This is a genomic window from Mycobacterium sp. 1164966.3 (genome assembly GCF_001665395.1).
In the GTDB taxonomy this organism is placed as follows: Bacteria; Actinomycetota; Actinomycetes; order Mycobacteriales; family Mycobacteriaceae; genus Mycobacterium.
In genome coordinates this window covers 1-21,398 of sequence record NZ_LZSG01000039.1, presented here as the reverse complement: position 1 = coordinate 21,398, position 21,398 = coordinate 1, and the positions used below count along the sequence as shown (strand labels likewise).

At 66.0% G+C, this 21,398-nt stretch carries 19 protein-coding genes and 1 pseudogene; 10 read left to right on the top strand and 10 right to left on the bottom strand.

From position 1 onward, the window contains the following. Positions 1 to 119 precede the first annotated feature (119 nt). Entirely contained in the window at positions 120 to 1,043 is a 924-nt protein-coding gene (locus tag A9W99_RS13475; protein WP_067378270.1) for a class I SAM-dependent methyltransferase, read from the top strand. A 161-nt stretch (positions 1,044 to 1,204) separates the two neighbouring features. Here the strand turns inward: A9W99_RS13475 and A9W99_RS13470 are convergent, their stop codons facing one another. The 4 genes from A9W99_RS13470 to A9W99_RS13455 all read right to left on the bottom strand — a co-directional run bounded on the left by A9W99_RS13470 (position 1,205) and on the right by A9W99_RS13455 (position 6,466). Continuing rightward, a complete protein-coding gene (locus tag A9W99_RS13470) occupies positions 1,205 to 2,524 on the bottom strand; it encodes a cytochrome P450 (protein ID WP_067378267.1) in 1,320 nt (439 codons plus the stop codon). Positions 2,525 to 2,528: 4 nt separating this feature from the next. After that, complete coding sequence (locus A9W99_RS13465; protein WP_067378481.1) at positions 2,529 to 4,334, bottom strand: peroxidase family protein; 1,806 nt, start codon at positions 4,332 to 4,334, stop codon at positions 2,529 to 2,531. Positions 4,335 to 4,401: 67 nt separating this feature from the next. Then, a complete protein-coding gene (locus tag A9W99_RS13460; protein ID WP_067378264.1) occupies positions 4,402 to 5,067 on the bottom strand; it encodes a GNAT family N-acetyltransferase in 666 nt (221 codons plus the stop codon). A gap of 34 nt (positions 5,068 to 5,101) precedes the next feature. Further along, positions 5,102 to 6,466 carry an FGGY-family carbohydrate kinase gene (locus tag A9W99_RS13455; RefSeq protein ID WP_067378478.1) on the bottom strand — a complete coding sequence of 455 codons (1,365 nt, stop codon included), beginning with the start codon at positions 6,464 to 6,466 and terminating at the stop codon, positions 5,102 to 5,104. A 30-nt stretch (positions 6,467 to 6,496) separates the two neighbouring features. On the opposite strand from A9W99_RS13455, the gene A9W99_RS13450 reads away from it, so the two are divergent. From A9W99_RS13450 to A9W99_RS13440, 3 genes are read left to right on the top strand one after another with little or no spacing between them, the layout of a single operon-like run. Then, entirely contained in the window at positions 6,497 to 7,477 is a 981-nt protein-coding gene (locus A9W99_RS13450; RefSeq protein WP_067378261.1) for an NAD(P)-dependent oxidoreductase, read from the top strand. Continuing rightward, positions 7,474 to 8,124 carry an L-fuculose-phosphate aldolase gene (locus tag A9W99_RS13445; RefSeq protein WP_067378258.1) on the top strand — a complete coding sequence of 217 codons (651 nt, stop codon included), beginning with the start codon at positions 7,474 to 7,476 and terminating at the stop codon, positions 8,122 to 8,124. Before A9W99_RS13450 ends, A9W99_RS13445 begins: the two co-directional genes overlap by 4 nt. A gap of 21 nt (positions 8,125 to 8,145) precedes the next feature. Then, the gene (locus A9W99_RS13440; RefSeq protein ID WP_067378255.1) at positions 8,146 to 9,063 is read left to right on the top strand and encodes an MBL fold metallo-hydrolase; all 918 of its coding nucleotides are present in this window, start codon (positions 8,146 to 8,148) and stop codon (positions 9,061 to 9,063) included. Here A9W99_RS13440 and A9W99_RS13435 read toward each other — a convergent pair. Together A9W99_RS13435 and A9W99_RS13430 are read right to left on the bottom strand one after the other, a co-directional pair. Then, positions 9,043 to 10,284: a cytochrome P450 gene (locus tag A9W99_RS13435; RefSeq protein WP_067378252.1), complete on the bottom strand. Its 1,242-nt coding sequence runs from the start codon at positions 10,282 to 10,284 to the stop codon at positions 9,043 to 9,045. The two genes, A9W99_RS13440 and A9W99_RS13435, sit on opposite strands and share 21 nt — an antisense overlap. After that, complete coding sequence (locus tag A9W99_RS13430; RefSeq protein ID WP_067378249.1) at positions 10,281 to 10,886, bottom strand: TetR/AcrR family transcriptional regulator; 606 nt, start codon at positions 10,884 to 10,886, stop codon at positions 10,281 to 10,283. The genes A9W99_RS13435 and A9W99_RS13430 overlap by 4 nt, the downstream gene beginning before the upstream one ends. Before the next feature lie 49 nt (positions 10,887 to 10,935). Here A9W99_RS13430 and A9W99_RS13425 point away from each other — a divergent pair, with 49 nt between their 5' ends. After that, positions 10,936 to 11,976 carry a dihydrodipicolinate reductase gene (locus tag A9W99_RS13425; RefSeq protein WP_067378246.1) on the top strand — a complete coding sequence of 347 codons (1,041 nt, stop codon included), beginning with the start codon at positions 10,936 to 10,938 and terminating at the stop codon, positions 11,974 to 11,976. Here the strand turns inward: A9W99_RS13425 and A9W99_RS13420 are convergent. Beyond that, entirely contained in the window at positions 11,973 to 12,833 is an 861-nt protein-coding gene (locus A9W99_RS13420) for an AraC family transcriptional regulator (protein WP_067378243.1), read from the bottom strand. The two genes, A9W99_RS13425 and A9W99_RS13420, sit on opposite strands and share 4 nt — an antisense overlap. Positions 12,834 to 12,911: 78 nt before the next feature. On the opposite strand from A9W99_RS13420, the gene A9W99_RS13415 reads away from it, so the two are divergent. Continuing rightward, positions 12,912 to 13,568 (top strand): class I SAM-dependent methyltransferase, encoded by a 657-nt coding sequence (locus A9W99_RS13415; RefSeq protein ID WP_082929982.1) that lies wholly within the window; start codon positions 12,912 to 12,914, stop codon positions 13,566 to 13,568. Here the strand turns inward: A9W99_RS13415 and A9W99_RS13410 are convergent. Both A9W99_RS13410 and A9W99_RS13405 read right to left on the bottom strand, forming a co-directional pair. After that, positions 13,559 to 14,791: a zinc-binding dehydrogenase gene (locus A9W99_RS13410; RefSeq protein WP_067378237.1), complete on the bottom strand. Its 1,233-nt coding sequence runs from the start codon at positions 14,789 to 14,791 to the stop codon at positions 13,559 to 13,561. The two genes, A9W99_RS13415 and A9W99_RS13410, sit on opposite strands and share 10 nt — an antisense overlap. After that, complete coding sequence (locus A9W99_RS13405; RefSeq protein WP_067378234.1) at positions 14,788 to 15,564, bottom strand: SDR family oxidoreductase; 777 nt, start codon at positions 15,562 to 15,564, stop codon at positions 14,788 to 14,790. Before A9W99_RS13405 ends, A9W99_RS13410 begins: the two co-directional genes overlap by 4 nt. A gap of 97 nt (positions 15,565 to 15,661) precedes the next feature. On the opposite strand from A9W99_RS13405, the pseudogene A9W99_RS27245 reads away from it, so the two are divergent. The 3 genes and pseudogenes from A9W99_RS27245 to A9W99_RS13390 all read left to right on the top strand — a co-directional run. Then, positions 15,662 to 16,603: pseudogene (locus A9W99_RS27245) on the top strand (class I SAM-dependent methyltransferase); the annotation flags it as partial. Then, the gene (locus tag A9W99_RS27240; RefSeq protein WP_067378476.1) at positions 16,604 to 17,512 is read left to right on the top strand and encodes a class I SAM-dependent methyltransferase; all 909 of its coding nucleotides are present in this window, start codon (positions 16,604 to 16,606) and stop codon (positions 17,510 to 17,512) included. It abuts the pseudogene before it with no gap. A 9-nt stretch (positions 17,513 to 17,521) separates the two neighbouring features. Next, positions 17,522 to 18,436, top strand: a complete 915-nt coding sequence (locus A9W99_RS13390; RefSeq protein WP_067378231.1) for a class I SAM-dependent methyltransferase — start codon at positions 17,522 to 17,524, stop codon at positions 18,434 to 18,436. Here the strand turns inward: A9W99_RS13390 and sppA are convergent. Then, positions 18,433 to 20,202: a signal peptide peptidase SppA gene (gene sppA, locus A9W99_RS13385; RefSeq protein WP_067378471.1), complete on the bottom strand. Its 1,770-nt coding sequence runs from the start codon at positions 20,200 to 20,202 to the stop codon at positions 18,433 to 18,435. The two genes, A9W99_RS13390 and sppA, sit on opposite strands and share 4 nt — an antisense overlap. Positions 20,203 to 20,349: 147 nt before the next feature. Here sppA and A9W99_RS13380 point away from each other — a divergent pair, with 147 nt between their 5' ends. Further along, positions 20,350 to 21,276 carry an LLM class flavin-dependent oxidoreductase gene (locus A9W99_RS13380; protein WP_067378468.1) on the top strand — a complete coding sequence of 309 codons (927 nt, stop codon included), beginning with the start codon at positions 20,350 to 20,352 and terminating at the stop codon, positions 21,274 to 21,276. Positions 21,277 to 21,398: the final 122 nt, after the last annotated feature.

Genomic DNA, 21,398 nt, shown 5'->3' with positions numbered 1-21,398 from the left:
ACTAACAGCTGGTGCCCGCGGGTCCGCCCAGGGCCGCCGGGGAGGCGGCGGGACGAGTAGAGTTGGGTAGCTCATTGCATTTGCTAAATATCCAACGCGGCTTGTCGAGAAGGAACCCCATGACACGCACTGACTCACCACGATCCCCTGGAGACAGCTGGGACCTGGCCTCCAGTGTTGGTGCCACGGCGACCATGGTCGCCGCCGCTCGCGCGCTGGCCAGCGAGGAGCCGGACGCGATCATCGATGACCCGTTCGCGGCTCCGCTGGTGCGTGCGGTCGGCCTGGACTTCTTCACCCGCATGGTCGACGGCCAGATAAGCCCACCCGAGGACTACACCGACGCCGAACGGGACTTGCAGTTCGAGACCGATTCGATGGCGGTGCGGACCCGCTTCTTTGACCAGTTCTTCCTCGACGCCGCCGATGCGGGTGTCCGCCAATTCGTGATTCTGGCCGCCGGCCTCGACGCCCGGGCCTACCGGCTGTCGTGGCCCAGGGGCAGCGTGGTCTACGAAGTGGACCAGCCCAAGGTCGTGGAGTTCAAGACCGCAACCATGTCCGCGCTGGGCGCCACTCCCGCGGCACACCGGAAGACGGTCGCCATCGACCTGCGCGAAGACTGGCCGGCCGCCTTGCGCCGCAGCGGATTCGACGCGACGAGGCCCACCGCATGGAGCGCTGAGGGCTTGCTGATGTACCTTCCGCCGCAAGCCCAGGACCTGCTGTTCGACAACATCACCGAGCTCAGCGCCCCGGGCAGCAGGCTGGCCACCGAATATCACCCCGACGGCAGCGCAACGATGTCGCAGCGCGCGCAGGAATTCAACCAACGGTGGGTCAACCTGGGCTGCGACATCGACCTGTCCGGACTGTTCTACACCGGCGAGCGCAGCAATGTCGTCGACTACCTGAACGAACAGGGCTGGCAGATCACCACCCGGCCACGACGGGACATGTTCGCCGACTTCGGTCGCGGCTTCCCCGACGACGACACTGCGGCGCAGTTCCGCAACATCACCGCCGTCGTCGCGACGCGCTAGTGGCGATCGCGAGGGCGGCGAAGCCGGACGAAGCGGGTCGCCATCATCGCGCTAGTGGCGATCGCGAGGGCGGCGAAGCCGGACGAAGCGGGTCGCCACCATCGCGCTAGTGGCGATCGCGAGGGCGGCGAAGCCGGACGAAGCGGGTCGCCACCATCGCGCTAGTCCTCGGCCACGCTGCAGGCCATGCTGAACCCGTACAGGTCGAAACTGTGCGGCAGCGGCCTACCGGGGTTCAGGCGGGTGCCCGAGCAATTGGTTGCGCCCGCGTCGATCAGGTGAGCCAGCACCGCCTGTCCCAGTAACACCGCCAAGTTGGCTCCCGGGCAGCCCTGCGGGCCGTGGCTGAGGAAGTTGTAGGACCAGTCGTTGCCGGCGTCTCCGCTCACCCATTCGCCCGGCGAGAACTTGTCCGCGTAGGGGATACGGTTGCGGTTGCGGTGGTTGAACACGTTGTAGATCAACACCTGCTGGCCTTCGGGCAGCACGGCGCCGTTCGGGAACTCGACATCACGCGTGGTCACCCGGCCGAACAGCTGGGTGGTCGGCCATAGCCGCATCGTCTCGTACAGGCAGCCGGCCAGATAATCGAGCTTGGCGATCCCGGCGGCCGAGGAGATGTCCGCACCAGCCATCTCGTGCTTCACCTCACGCAGCTGTTCGCCATGGGTCGACAGCACGCCCAGCGTGCGGAACACATTGGCGGCCAACGTGTCTCCCATCGCGAACAACCAGTGCACCAGCTGTCCGGCGGGCGCCACCCCCGGATCGGGCGCCTGCGGGATCAGCGCGGCGAGGCTGCCTGCTTCGGGATCCGCCAGATAGCTTTCGATACGGGAGATGAACTCGTCGTAACGCGATGCGGGTTCACCGGGCATGCGGTTACCGGCCGACATCAGCTCGCCCAGCAGCTCGGTCAGCTCGGTGTCGTCGGCGGCCGCGGCGCCGAACACCACTCTCCGGGTCATGCGCTGGATAGCCGCGTTGAAGTTCTGCCAGCGGATGGTTTCCTGGGCGAGTTCGGCCGCAGTGTCCGCGGCGATGTCGACGAATGGTTGGGCGAGCCGGTGCACGGGCTTGTCGGTGTCGAGTACGGCCTCGGCGAACTTGCGCCGCTCATGCCATTGCTGACCGCGCGAAATCGTCAGCGCCTCAGGCTGAAACGCGACCATCCCCTTGCGTTTGGCCTCCGGGTCCGAGGCGAACGGGTCCGGCGAGCCACCGAGCACGAAGCGCAAGTCGTCGGGATCGTGGACCAACAGCGCCTCGTCGCGCGCGACGCGCACGTAGAACGGTCCGGGCCCGTAGCTGCGCACCATCCCCTCGACCAGCCGGTAGCCGAGGTAGTCGGCGGCCACCATCGACGCGATCCGGGTCGGCACCTCCCGCTTGGTGAACAACCCGAGAATGATGTTGGGAGCGCCGATCTGGGCCGTGAATCGCAGGCCTTCCAGAACGGATGCGTGCGGAAAATCAGTCACGGACCTACCCCCAGGGCATGTAGGCGCGGACGGAGTCGGCAAGGCGCAGCACGGGATGCTTCTTGCCCTCCACCGCTGCACCCAGCTTCGGCCACGGCGCGAAGACCCGCTCCACATCGCCGATCACCGGCTGCAGCTCCGGATAGTGGCGCAGCAGCACATCTTTCATCGTCGTATGGTTCACCCAGTCATATCCGACCTGGGTGTAAACCTCCGGCCGGAAGTCGTTGGTGAAGAACCGGTCGCTCTTCAGCCGCCGCGATGCCATCAGGATGAAGATGCGGAATGCGGTGTCGGAGAAGCCGAAACCCTTCGGCGGCTGCTCGGCCTGCATGCCGATCTGCAGGTCGACGGAATCCACGTCGCCGTTGTAGATCTCGTTGATCTCGGCGGCCCATTGTTTGTTCGGCGTGATCTCGTCGATGGTCTTGCGACGGGGCATCCGCAGGGCCTCGCGAAAGTCGTTGTAGCGCGGCACCCCGCGTTCCCGGTCGCGCACGATGTCCAGTGTCGCCAGGTCGGTGATCTGCCCGTCGACGCGGGTCAGCCGGCGCAGCGCGTTCGGGTAGTTGTGCAGGCAAACCGCGCCCGCACTGGCCAGGCCGAACGAATACCACATGTCGCCCATCTCCATGCGATCCATGAAGTCGCGCGTGAAACTTCCTTGTAGCTCGGTGAAGTCGCGCTTCTCCAGATGCTCGCCGGTCTCCAGCGAGAAGAAGTTCCAGTCGTCGGGAATCAGCGGGTGCATGCGGTAGACCGAGACGAACTCCTCGGTCAGCGAGAACGGTGCGCTGTGGTGATCGGCTGACGACCCGATGATGCCCGACAGTGCCTCGCTGTCACCGATGCGGCCGATCCGGTCTTTGAATGTCTCGCCGAGAGCACCAAACCAGTTGGCGTTCATGCCGATTTGCAGCGCGGGGTGGCGCAGTACGCAGGTCGTCCATTCGATGGTGTGAATCTTGGCGATCAGCGCCGAGACCACCAGGACGCCCAACTCGAACAGGCGCTGATCGTCGAAGCTGGGGTACGCCTTCTTCAGTTCGTCGCATACGGCGTTGTGTTCGCGGGCGAACAAGGTGTGCAACAGCCCGACGCCGACCCACCAGTTCTCCCGCATGCCGGTGAGATCGATACCGGGAATATCGCTCTTCGGCAGCCTGCCGTCGCCGCCGACCTTGATCTTGCCGTCGACGAATGTGCGGACCTCGGCTTGACGTTCCGTGCCGCTGCCGTAGATCTGCGAACCGTCCCACCAATGGGTCTCGACATTGCCGAAAACCGGTGCCGGACAGCCGTCCACGATCTCCCCGTGAGTGGGGATGGTGCAGCGGATGCGCATCGGGCTCTCGGGGAAGTCGTCACCTTGGCGCAACGGAATGTCGATCGTCTTGTCCGCCACACCGTCACCGTGGAAGAACCAGTTGTGGTTCTCGAATTGCAGCCAGGCCGCGGCCAGCGCATTGATGATTCCGGCGGGCTTGAATTCGTCGCGCGCCATCAGGCGCCGGCTGACCACCCGTGGATCGGGGTCGAGTATCCGCTTGGTGTCGGTGACGGTCTTGGCCAGCGGGACATTGCGCCCGAAGCCCGATCCCTTGGAGCCCATCCACGGATCGGACAGGTCGTTGAATGTCCCGTCCGGGGTGCGCGCCCGCTTGACTTCCTCGGTTGGCTCTCCGAGGTCGTCTTTGGGGCGAATACCGTCGCCTTCGAACAAGTTGTGGTTGCGCAAGTCGTCGCGCAGGCCCGCCAGCGCTCTGAGCTGCAGAACAAGCGAGGGATGCTCATACCATTGACGACTCAATTTGACCACCGTTCCCTAGAAGTTGCCATGCCGTGTTCAGCCCGAAAATGCGACGGGCACAACCGCTTTAGCCGGGATTAGCCGCGGGCGCGCGGACCACCAGCGGCACGGCGGGGAAGAACCAGGCCATCTCCGAGCGCGACTTGCGCAGCGCCGCAGTGCCGTAGCCCCGCTTCCGATGCTCGGGGTGGATCCAGATCCGCACGTTCACCTCGCCGTGGACGAGTTCACCGAACACCATTCCGACCTTCTGTCCGGAGTCGACGGCCACGAACCACGCCGCTTCCTCGGCGTCGACCCGGCGCAGCGCCGCACGGATCTCGTCGTCGATGCTGCCGGCCGGCCTGCCGGATCCGTCGCCGGCGGTGTGCATCTCCTCGGTGCGAGTGATGAAGATGTCACGGTCCTCGTCCGGGGAGAATGGCCGCAGCTCGAGGCTCTCCCCCGAGCTTGCCGGCCGGTCGCTGAGGGCAAAGCTGAGCTGCTTGTTCAGGTCACGGAGTTCGGCGAGGATTTTGCTGCGCGCATCCTGGGTGAGCTGGTCGAACCTCATGCTCATTACCGCTTCGGCGGCCTGGTGGGAGGTGTCGAGCAATTTCACGATCGCCTCGACCGCGGCTGCCTTGTTCGGCGATTCCACCACTACGTCGGCTATCTCGTGGCGCCGGTCAAGGGCTTTGAGCAGGGCGTCTGCGATCTCGCGACGGACTGCGGTGCGATCGTGATCGGTCATCCCGCAAGCCTAGAACGAGACAGCAGCTCTCGCGTCAGACTTCGGCAGATGCCTGGTCGCTCAGCTCGAGAAACCGCCGATAGCGGTCCTCCACGGCCGTCACCCACGTCGGCTGGGGGTCGACGACGTGCTCGACGCGCGCCCAGCGTGCGGCGTCCGTGATCGTCGTTTCCAGGCCGACCGCCATGCGGGCGAGGAAGGCCGCGCCCAGCGCCCCTCCCTCGGCCACCGCGGACACCTCCACAGGCCGGCCGGTGGCGTCGGCGATGGCCTGCATCCAGGGCAGCACCCGGCTGCCGCCACCCGCGGCCACGATGCGAGCTACCGGCGCCCCGCTGAGCTCGATGAGGTGCCGGACCACGAAACCCGAAGCCTCGTAGGCGGCGCGCCGCACGGATGCGGCGTCGTGGGTGAGGTCCAGCCCGTCCAGCACTGCCCGGCGGTGGGGATCGTGGAACGGTGTGCGCTCACCGCGGATGTACGGCGACCAGACCGGTACCCGCCGCGGATCCGCGTTCTGCAGATCGGCCACCGGATCACCCGGTGCGACAAGGCGATTCACCCATTCCAGAAACAGCCCGCCGGCGTTGCTGGCTCCTCCGATCTTGCTCAGCCCCGCAACCGTATGCGGGATGGTCCACAGCCCGGGAACCCGCCTGGTCCCCGAGGTCGTGGTCCACACGATCAACGTGGTGCCACACAGCACGAGCACTTCGCCCTCACGGTCGGCACCGGCGACGAACTGTTCGCACAAGGCATCGACCGCGCCGGTGGCCAGCACCGAATCGGTGCCATGTACCCGTCCAGCAGCGACACCGAAGGACTCCACCCGCGGCATGTGATCCACCGTCGCGCCGCAATCAGAACACGCAGCAGCATTCCATCCCGTCCCGTCGAACAGCGGAAGGCTGGTGATCGCGGTGGCGGAGTCGATCACCGCCTCACCCGACAATGCATAGTTGGCCACCGCCGCTGCCGGCCAGTATCCGGCCGCGCGAGGCGCCTGTGCGGCCGTCCAGCGCAGGAACTCGGCGGCCTCGCCCACCGCGGGCAGCGGCAAGGCCCGTTGTTCCGCGGTGCCGGCGACCTGCCCCCTGGCGTCGCCATACAACAGGCCCGGTGAGACGGGCGTGCCGTCGGAGTCGACGGCGGTCATCGACGGCACCATTGCCGCGACTGCCACCGCCTTCGCGCCGATGCCGGTCAGCTGGTCCAGGGCCGCCAAAGGTCCCCGCCGCCACGCCTCGTCGGCATCGTGCTCCAGCCGGTCGGGCGCCGGCACCCGCAGCCGATGGGGAATCCGGACGCGCGCCCGGACGTCACCGTTCTCGTCGGCGGCAACCGCTTTGACCCCGGTGGTGCCGATGTCGATGCCGATTGTGAGGTCTTCGCGTGACACGGGCGCCACCGTACGCCAGCATTGGCATTCGTGACGTCTCGACCACGCGCTCTGGTGACAGCTCCGCTGCGAGGACCGGGTTTCGACAAGCTCCGGCGGCTGGCCGACGTGGTGTACGACCCCTGGATCGATCAGACCCCGGTGCGGATCTACAGCGCCGAGCAGCTGGCCCGACGCATTGTTGACGAGGGCGCCGATGTCGTTGTGGTGGAGAGCGATTCGGTTTCCGGGCCGGTATTTGATCTGCAGTTACGCGCGATCGCCTCCACCCGCGGCGATCCCAACAACGTGGACGCCGCCGGAGCGACCGCCGCCGGGATACCGGTGCTCAATACCCCGGCCCGCAACGCCGACGCGGTGGCCGAGATAACGGTTGCTCTGTTGCTGGCCGCGACCCGTCACCTGCTGACCGCGGACGCAGATGTGCGGTCCGGCAACATCTTTCGCGACGGCATTCTTCCCTACCAGCGCTTTCGCGGCTGGGAGATCGCCGGCCGGACGGCCGGGCTGGTCGGCCTGGGCGCCGTCGGCCGCGCGTTGCGGTGGCGGCTGGCCGGGCTGGGCATGAATGTGATCGCCTACGACCCGTACCACGACGAGGCGCGGCACAGCCTCGACGAGTTGCTAGAAGAGGCCGACGTCATCTCGTTGCACGCGCCGGTCACTGACGACACCGTCGGGATGATCGGCGCCAGGCAGTTTGCTGCCATGCGCGACGGCGTGGTCTTCCTCAACACCGCGCGGGCACAGCTGCACGACACCGACGCGCTCGTCGCCGCCTTGCACGACGGGAAGGTGGCGGCGGCCGGCCTGGACCACTTCGTCGGCGAATGGCTGCCGACTGATCACCCGCTGGTGGCGATGCCCAACGTCGTGCTGACGCCACACATCGGTGGGGCTACGTGGAACACTGAGGCCCGGCAGGCGCAGATGGTCGCCGACGACCTGGAAGCGTTGCTGTCCGGCGGTAGGCCGGCCCACATCGTCAACCCGGAGGTGCTGGGGTTATGAAATTCGTGGACGACCCCGAGTCGGCGGTGCTGGCGGCCGCCAAAGACATGTTGCGTCGCGGCCTGGTCGAGGGAACCGCCGGCAACATCTCGGCCCGGCGCTCGGATGGCAGCCTGGTGATCACGCCGTCATCGGTCGACTACGCCGACATGGAACTCGACGACCTCGTGGTCGTCGATCCCGAAGGCGCTGTACTGCAGGCCAAGGACGGCCGGATGCCGTCGACGGAGATGAAGCTGCACCTGGCCTGCTACCAGGCTTTCGACGACATCGGCAGCGTCATTCACAGTCATCCGGTATGGGCGACCATGTTCGCCATCGCGCACGAGCCGATTCCGGCATGTATCGACGAGTTCGCGGTCTACTGCGGCGGGGATGTTCGCTGTACCGAGTACGCGGCGTCGGGCACACCCGAGGTCGGTATCAACGCGGTCAAGGCGCTGGAAGGCCGCGGCGCCGCGCTGATCGCCAACCACGGCTTGGTGGCCGTCGGCCCCCGGCCAGACAAGGTCCTGCACATCACCGCGCTGGTGGAACGTACAGCCCAAATCGTTTGGGGCGCACGGGCTCTCGGCGGGCCGGTGCCCATACCCGAAGACGTGAACCGCAACTTCGCCGGCGTCTACGGCTATCTGCGTGCCAACTGATGTCGGGCGGAGGAGGTAGCGATGGATCGGCTCCGGCTGGGCTCGGCCAGTGTTGCGCGAGTGGTGGAACTGCGGTTCGAGTTGAGCACGCGCTCTTTCCCGTCCACCCCACCGTCGGCGTGGCAGGAACACGCCGACCTGCTGGTGCCGGACTTCTTCACCCCCGAGACCGGCCGATGGCACATTGCGATCCAGAGCTGGGTGATCGAAGTCGACGGCCTGACCGTGGTGGTGGACACCGGCGTCGGCAACGATCGCGCCCGCCCGCACATGCCGCCCCTCGATCATCTGGACACCGGCTTCCTGGCCGCACTGGGGTCGGCGGGCATCGACCGCAACGCGGTCGACGTGGTGGTCAACACCCACATCCATTCCGACCACGTGGGCTGGAACACCCTGCAGGAGAACGGGACTTGGGTGCCGACGTTTCCCAACGCGCGATACCTGGTGCCCGCCGCCGACTACCACTACTTCGAACCCGACGGACCGGCGGCAAGGCAATCGCCGCGCACCGATGCAGAAGCAGCCCAACAGCGCGGCAACCAACTGGTGTTCGCAGACAGCGTTTTACCCGTAACGGACGCGGGGCAGCTCGTTCAATGGACGGACGACTGTCAGATCAGCCCGTCGCTGCGGCTACGGCCCGCGCCCGGACACACACCGGGCTCGTCGGTGCTGTGGCTGGATGCGGGTGAGCCGGCGGTCTTCGTCGGCGATCTCACGCACAGCCCATTTCAAGTGCGGGAGCCCGATCAGCCCTGCGCCTTTGACGTAGACTCCGCGGCTGCTGCGGTTACCCGCCGGCGCGTGTTCACCGAGGCAGTCCATTCCGGCGCCGTCGTCATACCCGCCCACTATCCGGGTCGCGGGGGTTGCACGATCCGCGCCGTCGCGGACCGTTTCGACATCGACAAGTGGCTACATATCGATCCGCTTTGAAAGACTGATCGGAAGTGAGTCGTAAACCGTCATGTTGTTCATCAGGTTGGGCAATGTCATCGTCGGCTCTCCGACTTCAATGTCGGTGGAGTTCAACAATATTTCGTCGAGCGCGCCTCTGACTTCCGCACGAGCGAGCATCGCGCCCAGACAATGGTGGGCGCCCCCACCGCCGAAGGACTGGTGCGGATTGGGCTCACGGCGAATGTCGAAGCGGTGCGGATCGTCGAAGACGTCTTCGTCGCGATTGGCCGAACGCAACATGGTGACGACCCGCGCACCTTCCGGGATGAGCGTGTCACCGAGCGTCACCTCTCTGGTAGCCCCGCGCACCCAGAACATGATCGGTGTGGAATAACGGATCACCTCCTCGACCGCAGTGGGCCGCGCGTCTGGGTCGGAACGGTAGACGGCAATCTGGTCAGGATTGGCGACGAAAGCCCTGATGCCGTCACACAACGCGTTTCGCGTGGTGTCGGCACCGGCCAACCCTAGAACAAAGAAGAAGATCTCGAGTTCGTTGGACGGCAATAAGAAATCATCCCCCGATTCGGCGCTGATGTGCGAGTTGCACAGCGCACTCCAGATGTCGTCCTCGGGATGTTCTCGTTTGCGCGCAGTCAATGCGCTGGCGTACTGAAACAATTCGATGAAGGGCAGCACCTCATCGCCGTCCGGAACAGAAAGCTGGGCACCCGCAGTCTTCAACACATTCTCGATCAAGTCGAACACGTGCGCCCGGTCCGCCTCGGGAATGCCGACGATGTCGCCGATCACCGAGATCGGCAGTCCCGCAGCCAGATCGACGAAGTCGCCACCACCGGACTCCAGCAGAGTGCCCGCCATCGCCTTGGCCCGATCGCGAATTCCTTTCTCCAGCTTGGCCACCGCGCGCGGGGTGAAAGCGCGCGAGATGACTTTGCGCCGGACGGTATGTTCCGGCGGGTCAAGGCTCACAATGGCCGGATAGGCGTCGAACAGCGGTGTCTCCTGGATTAGCGGCCCACCCGTCGCGGTGAACGTCTCGTGATCGCGGTGAACCCGCGCGACGTCGGCATGCTTGGTGCACACCCAAAACTCGCGACCCACGGCAGACTTCACGTCGTCAGTGAGTTGCTGATGGAACACCGGCGTGCGGGCGCGCAGTTCGGCGAACAGCTCCTCGGGAAAGCGCGATGCCCAAAGCGCCGGCTCTGCGAGGTCGACCGCGGTGTATGTCATAGCGAACCCTCGATGTCGTGGCGCAGACCGCTGATGATCAGGCGCAAGCCGTACACAAATGACTGGTAGTTCGGCTTGTCAGCGTGCCGAAGGTGCTCGAGCTGAACCGAGCCAAGCAGGTGGATATACAACGCGGCATGTGCTGCTTCGAAATGCGCTTTGCGCAAGCCGGATTCGCGCAGGATCGCGCGGGAGGCACGATCCATTTCGGTGGCCGCGGTGGTGTGTGGGTGTTCCTGAAGCAGGACCGCGATTCCGGGCACTTCCAGGAGTACCTTCCAGGCGCTGGTGTAGAGCGCGATCAATCGCGACTCCCAGTCGCCCTCTTGCGGGACCTCGATCTCGGCAAGCACGGATTCGATGAGTAAATCGAGCAGTTCGCGTTTGCCACGGACGTGGTAATAGGCGGAGGACGGCGACGTTCCGGCTTCCGCTGCCAGCTCGCGCATTGTGACTCGGTGGACGCCCACTCGTTTCGCCAGCTGCAGTAGGTGCTTGGTCAGATGGACTCGGTCCAGCGCGCCATACCGCAGCACTGGCGCGCCGACAACCGTCTCCAAGTACCCCACCGCTTCCGAACGGCAATCGAATTCGAACGACATTCAGATTAGAACAGTGTTCAAACTGGATTGTCAACGGTTACGGTGAGTCATGGCCAAGCCGCGGTACCGCGTAGTCCAATGGTCGACCGGCAATATCGGCAGCCGGGCGCTCGGCATCTTGCTGAACCGCGACGACTTCGATCTAGTCGGCGTGCACGCGTTCGGCTCGGACAAAGTGGGACGCGACGCGGGTGTGCTCGCCGGCCGCTCCCCGATCGGCATCAAGGCGACTGACGACATCGACGCACTGATCGGGCTTGTGCCGGACTGTGTGAACTACATGCCTCGTGTCATCGACTTCGACCTGGTCGCCAGGATGCTGAGCCGTGGGATCAACGTGGTCACCACCGGCGACTTCCTGACTGGCACCCATCACCCCGCCGAACGCACTGCGCTCGCGAAGGCGGCGCAACACGGAAGCGCGACATTTCTGGGAACCGGGTTCGAGCCAGGCTTCATCAATGTCGTCGCCGGTTTCCTCACCGGTGCGTGCCGACGGGTTCAGCACGTCAGACTCGTGGAGACCTTGGACTGCAGCACCTACCCCGTACCGGAAGTCTGGAGGGTGCTCGGCTTCGGCAAGCAACCGCGCCAACGCCTAATGCAACTGGACCCGAAAAACCTCCGCTATGGCCTCGGCTACTTCGAGACGCTTGACATGGTCGCCCGCATGCTCGCCGCCGAACTCGACGCGAAGGAAGCATTCGTCGAAAATGCGGTGCTGACTCGGGATCTGAAGCTGGATTGGGTCGACTACGCGGCCGGAACCGTGGGAGGTCAACGCCGCACGTATCGCGGTCTGCGAAACGGTCGCACAGTTGTAGAGCTGGCCATCTGCTGGACCATGAGCGGTGACGCGCTCGATCCACAGTGGCGGGACCCAGAGGGTTTCAGTGTGGTAATCGAAGGCGTGCCCCACGTAGACGCGATGATCCGGTTCGGCGATCCGGGACAGGACGTCATGACCGTGTTGATGGACAGCACCGCAGTGGCAGCCGTCAACGCCATACCATTCGTATGCGAAGCGCAGCCCGGCGTCATCACACCGATCGACCTGCCAGTGACCGGATCCCGGGGCGCTCTGGACTAACGCGGCTTTGGTCGTGCGCGCCAGTTGCGCGGGGATGTGCCGTGCGTCCTGGTGAATAGCCGGCTGAAATAGCCGGGGTCGGCAATCCCCACCCGACGAGCGACCTGTGCGATCGACAGCTCTGTCTCGCTCAGCAATTCGCGCGCCTCGACCATCCGGCGTTCGAGGATCCACTCCTGCACGGTGCGTCCGGTGCGACGACGAACGACGGTGGTCAGGTGTCCCGGCGTCATGCCCAGTTCGCTCGCCACGTCGCGCAGCGACAGCGGCTCGGTGTGACGCGCGTCGATCACCGCGAACACGTCAGCCAGCAGCGGTTCACCGCTACGCCGCAGATCCGCCACCACGTCGCGGGCCAGCCGCGCGAGCTCGATGAGCAACAGCGTCAAGTGCGCCAGCGCAGCCTGCCGATAGCCCTCCTGCCTGGCGGTCAGCTCTGTCTCGATCGACTGGACCACGCTGTCCCAGAACGGCATTCGCCCCTCAGGGATTTCCAGCCGCAGCAACCCGCCCGACTGGCCGTGAAGGAAGGGGAACAGCAACGGGTGGGCCCGCCACGCCGGCCACGGCGATCGCCCGTCCTCGCCCAGCGCGGCGGGATCGAAGAACACCGCCACCCCATCATCCAGGCGGTGCAGTTGTCCGGGATCGAGCACCTCACCGGCGGCCGCCACGTACACCATGCCCGCCGAGGGTGCGTACCAGAGCGCCGGGAAATCGTGAATGTGACGCCCGAGCTCGCCGGAACCGCCGTGGGGGTGCCGATGCACCGATACGGGGGAAACGTTCGGATCAGTCCGGTATTGGTAGACGGGCACACCGTCCAGATGGCGGATGACCCGAGTCGCCTGCGTCATATCACTTCCCAAAGATCGTCCTACTCTGGCCAATGATCACTCAATTATGGAGCCATGCACAGGCGCAGTATGGATTCTATGGTCAAACATCATCCACATGACTACCTTCCGGCAGCCGGCCACGATGCTCTGCTGCCCGGCTATGACCTATTGACGCGCCTCATGGGCTTCAACCGTGTCTACCAAAAGCTGATCGCCCAGGCCGAACTCAGCGATGGCCAGCGCGTCCTGGAAATCGGCTGCGGCACAGGTAATCTCACTACCCAAGCGAAACGCGATCATCCCGGTACGGAGCTGATCGGATGCGACCCCGACCCCCGAGCGCTCAGTCGGGCGCGGCGCAAGGCTCGCCGATTGGCCGGGATCCGCTTTGAACACGGCTACGCCCAACGACTCCCCTACGCCGACGGCGAATTCGATCGAGTGTTGTCGTCGATGATGCTGCACCATCTGGACGAGGAGACGAAACCCGCTGCGGCGGCCGAGATCTTCCGCGTCCTGTGTCCCGGCGGCAGACTGCAGTTGGTCGATATGGGCGGCAACATGACCGATGACGACGGCCTGGCAGCCCGGCTGGTCAGGCACAGCCCGCACGCGGCCGGTAACCTCGGTGACGCGATTCCACGCCTACTGGAGGCGGCGGGATTCGATTGCACCGAAGTCGCCACCGAGCGTCACCGCTTCGTTGGACGACTCACCTACTACCGCGCTACCCGCCCGACCGCTCATCGCTGATCGAAGGCCACCTTGACCGCCCCGCTCTCACCCTGGTTGGCAATCGCCAGGAACGCGTCGCGCCACTGTTCCAGCTGGAAAGTGTGAGTCAACATGGGCCGCAAGTCGATTCGGCCGGCCGCCACAAGATCGAGGTAGTGCGCGATGGCGTGCTTACGCTCGCCCTCGACCTCCTCGAACCCGAAGGCGTTCGAGCCGACCCAGCTGATCTCCTTGAAGTACAGCGGGCTCCATTCCCACCGGCCGGGTGCGTGGACGCCGGCCTTCACCAGCGTCCCGCGCGAAACCAATAGCCGGACCCCGACCTCGAACGTCTCCGGCTTGCCGACCGTATCGTAGACGACGTCCACCGCACCGGGATACGCCATCGGCAGGCCCTGCAGTGGCTGCCGCAGCCGACCGCCACCCCAGGCGACCACCTCCTCGATGACACCCAGCCGCGGCTCGTGCGCCAGCACCTTCTCGGCGCCGAACCGGCGGGCCAGCTCGGCCTGGGCCGCGAACCGCGCCACCACTGCCACCGCCACATCCGGATAGAGCGCCCGCAGGATCGCCAGCGCGCACAGCCCGAGAGAGCCGGCCCCGTACACCAGAACCCGCCCCGAGCGCGGCGGCGGGTGGCGAGTGATCGCGTGCAGCGATACCGAGAACGGGTCGGCGAACACGGCCAACTCGTCGGGCACCGACTCCGGCACGCAGAACAGCATGCTGTCGTGAGCGGGCATCAGCTCGGCGTAGCCACCAGTCACGTCCGCCGAAACCCCGGTGTGGATGCCGGGCTTGATGTCGCCGTCGGTGAAACTCCAGCACAGGCTGTAATCGCCGGTTTGGCAAGCGGGACAAGGTGGTTCGATGCCCCGCGGACCGCAGGACAGCCACGGGTTGAGCACCACCCGCTGCCCGGGGTGCAACCCACGCGCCTCCGGTCCCACCGCCACCACGTCGGCGACCACCTCGTGACCCATGACTTGCGGAAAGGAACAGAACGCGGCCATGGCGTTGTCGACGTCGTCCTCACCGAAATCCATCAGGATCTGCTTGGAGTCCGACCCGCAGATGCCGGTCAGCCGCGGCCGGGTGATCACCCAATCACGGTGCAGCAGTTGCGGTTCCGGTACCTCTCGCAGCGCCGTCGGGGTGCGGGCCAAGTTCTGGGTCAGCATGTTGGCGTTGTCGGGAACCTCGAACGGCTCCGGTGGTACGCCGTATACCAGCGCCTTCATCGCGGCGCCATCATCGCAGCACCGGCGATGAAAGCATCGAGGTCCGCGTTCTTGGCGTCGACGACCGCTTTCATGTCCGGCACGTAGTGCTCGAAGCGGTCGCTGCCCAGGGCCGCGATGATGCCCTCGGCCACTTCATCGGCCGGTACTTTGGGGCCCTGATAGAGCGGTTCCTCGTTGCCGGGTTGGTCCCAGATCTCGGTGTCGACCGGTCCCGGCTCGATCAGCTTCACCACTATGCCGGTACCGTGCAGGTCGACGGCCATCGCTTCGCTCCATCCGCACAGCGCGAATTTGCTTGCGCAATAGGCTGTTTCATGGATGATCCCGAGCCGGCCCCCGACACTCGACACGTTGACGATCATTCCCGTCCCGCGCTCGACCATCCTCGGCAGCAGGGCAAGCGTGAGCCGCATCGGCGCGAAGAAGTTGACGCTCATGACGGCCTCTACCTCGCCGGGGGCCAATTCGCTGACGGGACGGCGTTTGGGGATCGCCGCGTTGTTGACCAGAACATCGATGCCCCCGAGCCCATCCCAGGCCCCCAGCGCCAACTCGCTCAGCGCCTCGGTGTCGGCCAGGTCGGCCACCCACATCGTCGAGGTCGGCGAGGTCTGCCGACAGTCTGCCAGCACGTCGCTCAACCGATCGCGCCGACGGGCGACCAACCCCACCACCGCACCCTGGGCGGCCAACTGCCTGGCCAGCGCCGCCCCCAACCCCGACGAGGCACCGGTGATGAGCGCCCGCTTGCCGGCCGCCGAGTATGCCATCGCTCCAGGTTGCCTCCTGCGTCAAGTCCGCGGGAACCTTTTGCGCACCGCGTTTGTTATATTGGCTAAGTATCAACTGTGCTTATTTGGGGGCAACATGACGTCCACCGGTTCCATCAGGTACGAGGGAGACACCTGGGACCTCGCATCCAGCGTCGGCGTGACGGCGACAATGGTCGCCGCCGCCCGTGCGATCGCCACCCGAGCCGACAACCCGCTGATCAACGATCCATTCGCCGAGCCGCTGGTGCGAGCGGTCGGGGTGGACCTGCTCACCCGGCTGGCCACCGGCGAAGTGGACCCAACCGAGCTGGACGACAAGGACCACCCGGGCCGTTCTGCAGGCGCGATGGCCCGCATGGCCGACAACATGGCCGTGCGCACCAAGTTCTTCGACGACTTCTTCATCGCAGCCACCAAAGCCGGCATCAGGCAGGTGGTGATCCTGGCTTCCGGACTGGATTCGCGCGCCTACCGACTGCCTTGGCAGGCCAGAACGGTGGTCTACGAGATCGACCAACCGCAGGTCATCGAATTCAAATCCCGCACCCTCGCCGAACTTGGCGCTGCACCTACCGCCAACCGGCGGACAGTGGCCGTCGATTTGCGCGACGGCTGGCCCGCCGCCCTGCGCGCCGCGGGGTTCGACCCGTCGCAACCGACCGCGTGGAGCGCCGAGGGGTTGCTTGGCTACCTGCCACCGGAGGCGCAGGACCGACTGCTGGACACCGTTACCGAGCTCAGTGCGCCGGGCAGCAGATTCGCCACCGAAAGCGTCAGCAACGTCGACCCCGCCGATCGGGAGAAGATGAAGAAGCGCATGCGGATGATCTCCGAGCGGTGGCGGGCGCACGGCTTCGACATCGACATGACCGGCCTCGTGTACTTCGGTGACCGCAACGAGGCGGCGCCGTATCTCGTCGACCATGGCTGGCAGGTCACCAACACCAACGCGCGAGACCTGTTGGTAGCCAACGGGCTCCCGCCCGTCGAGGACGACGACATGCCACGGGCCGATCTGTTCTACGTCAGTGCCACGCTGAACAAAGGACGAACCGACGGCGACAGCTGGGGCCCGGCGTCCAGCGTGGGCGCGACAGCGACCATGGTCGCGGTATCTCGCGCCCTGGCCTCCCAAGGACCCGAGGCGCTGCTCGACGACCCGCTGGCCGACCCGCTCGTGCGGGCGGTGGGCGTGGACCCGTTCATCCGGATGATCGACGGCGAGATGCCGGTCGACGATGACCCGCTGTTCACCCGCCAGGCCATGAACGAGCAGATCACCGTGCGAACCAGGTTCTTCGACGACTTCTTCACCTCGGCGGCCGCGGCGGGTATCCGCCAGGCCGTGATCCTGGCGTCCGGCCTGGACACCAGGGCCTACCGGCTGCCCTGGCCGGACGGCATGGTGGTCTATGAGATCGATCAGCCGCAGGTCGTCGACTTCAAGACGCGGACCCTGGCCGATCTCGGTGCTGCCCCGACCGCGGATCGCAGGCCGATCGGCGTGGATCTGCGCGACGACTGGCCGGAGGCGTTGCGGCAGAACGGTTTTGACGTCAACCAGCCGACGGCGTGGTCGGCCGAGGGCTTGCTGGTGTATCTGCCGCCCGAAGCTCAAGACCTATTGTTCGACAACATCACCGCGCTCAGTGCGCCGGGGAGCCGGGTTGCCACCGAACATCTCCCCGATCCTCAGCAGTTCTTCGGGGAGCGGGCGCAGCAACTCTCCGACCGCTGGAAACGATTGGGAGTCGGGATCAACATGTCCGAGCTGATGTACGACGGCGAACGAAACACCGTCATCGAATACCTGACCACGCACGGCTGGGACGTCAATGCCCGCACCGCCCGGGAGCTGTACGCACACAACGGTTTTGAATTCCCGGACGACGAGATGGCGGCAGTCTTCGGCAAGGGCAGCTACGTCGCCGCCACCCTTCGGTAGGGTTTGCTCATGCCACGGGCTCACGACGACAACTGGGATCTGGCGTCCAGCGTCGGCGCGACCGCAACCCTGGTTGCGGCAGGCCGCGCGATGGCAAGCAAGGATCCGCGCGGTCTGATCAACGATCCGTTCGCCGAACCGCTGGTGCGCGCCGTCGGGGTGGACTTCTTCGCCAAGATGATGGACGGCGAACTCGACTTGACGGCGATCGAGAACTTTTCGCCGGTGCGGGCCCAGGCGATGGCCGACGGGATGGCGGTGCGCACCAAGTATTTCGACGACTACTTCATCGAGGTGACGGGCGGCGGGGTCCGTCAAGTGGTGATCCTGGCGTCCGGGCTGGATTCTCGCGCCTACCGGCTGCCCTGGCCGGCTGACACGGTGGTTTACGAGATCGATCAGCCGCGGGTGATCGAGTTCAAGACAACCACTTTGGACGAGATCGGTGCCAAACCCACAGTCATCCGGCGAACCGTTCCGATCGACCTGCGCGCCGATTGGCCCGCGGCGCTGAAAGCTGCCGGATTGGACACTTCGGCACCGACGGCATGGCTGGCCGAAGGCCTGTTGATCTACCTGCCGCCCGATGCCCAAGACCGGTTGTTCGACAACATCACCGCGCTCAGCGCTCCGGGGAGCACCATTGCCACCGAATTCGTGCCCGGCATCATCGATTTCGATGTCGCACGGGCACAGGACATGCCCAATCCCCTGCGGGACCACGGCGTGGACATCGACATGGCTTCGCTGGTCTACACCGGGGAGCGCAACCACGTCCTGGACTACCTGACCGCCAAAGGGTGGAAGGTCGACGGGGTGACGCGGTCAGAACTGTTCGTGCGCAACGGATTGGACGTGCCCGCCCCGGAAGACGACGACCCACTCGGCGAAATCATCTTCATCAGCGGCGGCCTGAGCGGTTAGAAGCGCGAGTCCCCCAGCCACAGCGCGCTGGTACCACTCATCGACTGCTCGACCCGGTCGATGATCGCGGCAACCGAGCGGCTCAACAGCGCGCCGACCGCCTCGGGCAGCGACGCAGCGGCCGGCTGCGACGAGGACCGGGGCCGCACCAGGTCGAGCAATGAAGAGCCGGGATAGCTGACGATGCGGACTTCGTCGTCCTCGTCCAGATCAACCAGTGCCTTGGCGCGGCGCAGCGCGGTTCGCAGCCCGCCGAGTTCGTCGACGAGGCCTCGCTCCTGCGCGTCGGCGCCGGTCCAGACCCGTCCTCGCGCAACAGCTTCCACGGCTTCCACGCTCATGTTGCGGCCCTCGGCGACGCGTTCCACGAAGTCGCTGTAACACAAGTCCGCTTCGGCTACCAGCTGAGCCTGCTGTTCGGGCGTGAAGGGCGCGTCGACCGACCAGGCGTCGGCATTGGCGTTGGTGCGCACGGTATCCGACCCCACTCCGAGCCGGTCCTTCAGGTCGCGCACCACCAGCTTGCCGCCGAGCACCCCGATCGATCCGGTGATCGTTCCCGGATTGGCCACGATCGCGTCGGCGGCCATCGAGATGTAGTAGCCGCCGGAGGCGGCAACGGAGCCCATCGACACCACCACCGGCTTTCCGCGCTCGCGCACCCTTGCCACCTCACGCCAAATGGTCTCCGACGCGGTGACCGAGCCGCCGGGACTGTCAACGCGTAACACAATCGCGGACACCGCATCGTCGGCGGCTACCTCGCGCAGTGCCGCCGCTATGGTGTCGGCGCCGGCGGGAGCATTGCCGAGCGGCAAGAGCTGGGGCCCGCCGCGTCCGTCGACAATCTGGCCCGCGACCGTGACCACGGCGATCGTGGGCTTGGACCGGCGGCCGGGAATCGGCACCGCCGGCGGGGACAGCCTCGACTGGGCGGCTCCCGCGTAGCGCGACAGGTAGAGCCGTGGCAACGTCTCTGAATCACCTTCGAACCCAATCAGTTCCGCCATCCGGGCATAGGCTTCGTCGCGGAAACCGATGCGGTCGATCAGCCCCGACGCGACCGCGTCATCCCGTAGCAGCGGAGCCCGGTCGGCCAGCGCGTCGAGCGCGCCGGCATCGATCTTGCGCGATTCGGCGATCGCCTCCCATACCTGGCTTCGCAGGCTCTCCAGCATGCGGGTGACGGCCTCGCGGTGTGCGTCGGTGAATCCGCTCTCGGTGAAAAGGCTTGCCCGCGACTTGTATTCACCGCGGGCGATGATCTGGGGTGTGATCCCGGCCTTGTCCAGTGCGTCGCGCAAGAACATCGCGTTGCTGGCGAAGCCGACCAGTGCGAGATTGCCGGATGACTGCATCCAAATCTCGCCGAATGCCGAAGCCAGGTAATAGGACAACGTGCCCGGATAAGTCTCGGCCCACACCACTGAGGGCTTGACGGCGCTGAAAGCGGCGATGGCCTCTCGCAGTTCCTGCACCGCCGCCGGCGGCGACGCCGCGAGCTGCACGCGGGCGATCAGCCCGGCGACCCTGGGATCCTCGGCTGCGCGATGAATTGCGGCGACCGCTTCGCGCAGCGCCATCGGCCGGCCGCCCCCGGTGATGATCGCCAGCGGGTCGAAGCCCGTTGTCTCCGGTGGCACCGAACGCAGATTGAACTCGAGCACGCAGCCGTTGGGTACACCGTGGTGGCGGGCGGTGTCGACGCGGTGGGCCAGGGCACGCACGTCGTCGACACCAGGAAGAGAAGGCAGGAACGCGAACATGCTCTGCAGCCTACCGACGTGGCGATCGCAAGCGCGGCGCAGCCGGGCGCCGCGGGTCGCCACCATATGGACGTGGCGATCGCAAGCGCGGCGCAGCCGGGCGCCGCGGGTCGTCACCATATGGACCGGCCGCCGTACGGTGGTCGGGTGAGGTTTTCGATCGCAATCCCCCAGTTCGACTATGACAAGTTCGACGCCCTGGGGCTGAAAGGCTTTCTGGCACGCGCCGACGAACTCGGGTTCGAAGCCGGTTGGGTGCTCGAGCAGATCATCGGCCCGGCACCGTTGCTGGCGCCGATGGAGCTGCTGGCCTACTGCGCGGCCTGCACCGAGCGACTACGGCTGGGCGTAGGTGTGCTTGTGACGTCGCTGCATGATCCCCTGCAGTTGGCGTCAGCCGCGACCGCCGTCGACCGACTCAGCCACGGCCGGCTGGACATCGGCGTCGCGCCCGGCGGCGGTACCCGCAAGTTCGCCGCCTTCGGTGTCGAGAAGTCCAGCTACATAAGCTATTTCACCGAGGGCCTGGAATTGATGAAGGCGGCCTGGTCCGACGAGCCCAGGGTGACGTTCCACGGCCGGTTCCGCGATGTCGACGACCTGCCCATCCAGCCCAAACCTGTGCAGCGACCGCACCCGCCGATCTGGTTCGGAGGCGCTGCCCCAAAGGCATTGGCGCGGGCGGTGCGTCACGGCGATGCTTTCCTGGGCGCGGGTTCGTCGACCACCGATATCTTTGCCGGGGCCGTTGCCGTGGTCCGGCGCGAGCTTGCCGAGCAAGGAAAAGACCCAACGAAGTTCACCATCGGCAAACGCGTCTATCTGACCGTCGACGACAATGCCGGCCACGCCCGCGAGCGGGTGCTTGCCGGCCTGCGCCGCATCTACGGCCAGATGTCGGGCATCGATGCGGTGCCGGTTTCCGGGACGCCCGACGACGTCGTGCGAGGGCTGGCTCAGGTGATCGAGGCCGGCGCCCAGACGCTGCTGCTCAATCCCGTCGGCGCCGACGTCACGGAGAACCGGGAGCAGATGGAACGCCTTGCCGCCGAGGTGATTCCGCGGTTGCGTTAGCTTGCGCGAGCAGACGCAAAATCCCCCCGACCCCCCGCGGGGGGGGGGGTTTTTGGGGGGGGGGCGCGCCTAAAGCTCGGTGACGGAGCCGCCGGCGGCGGTGATCTTCTCGCGCGCGCGGG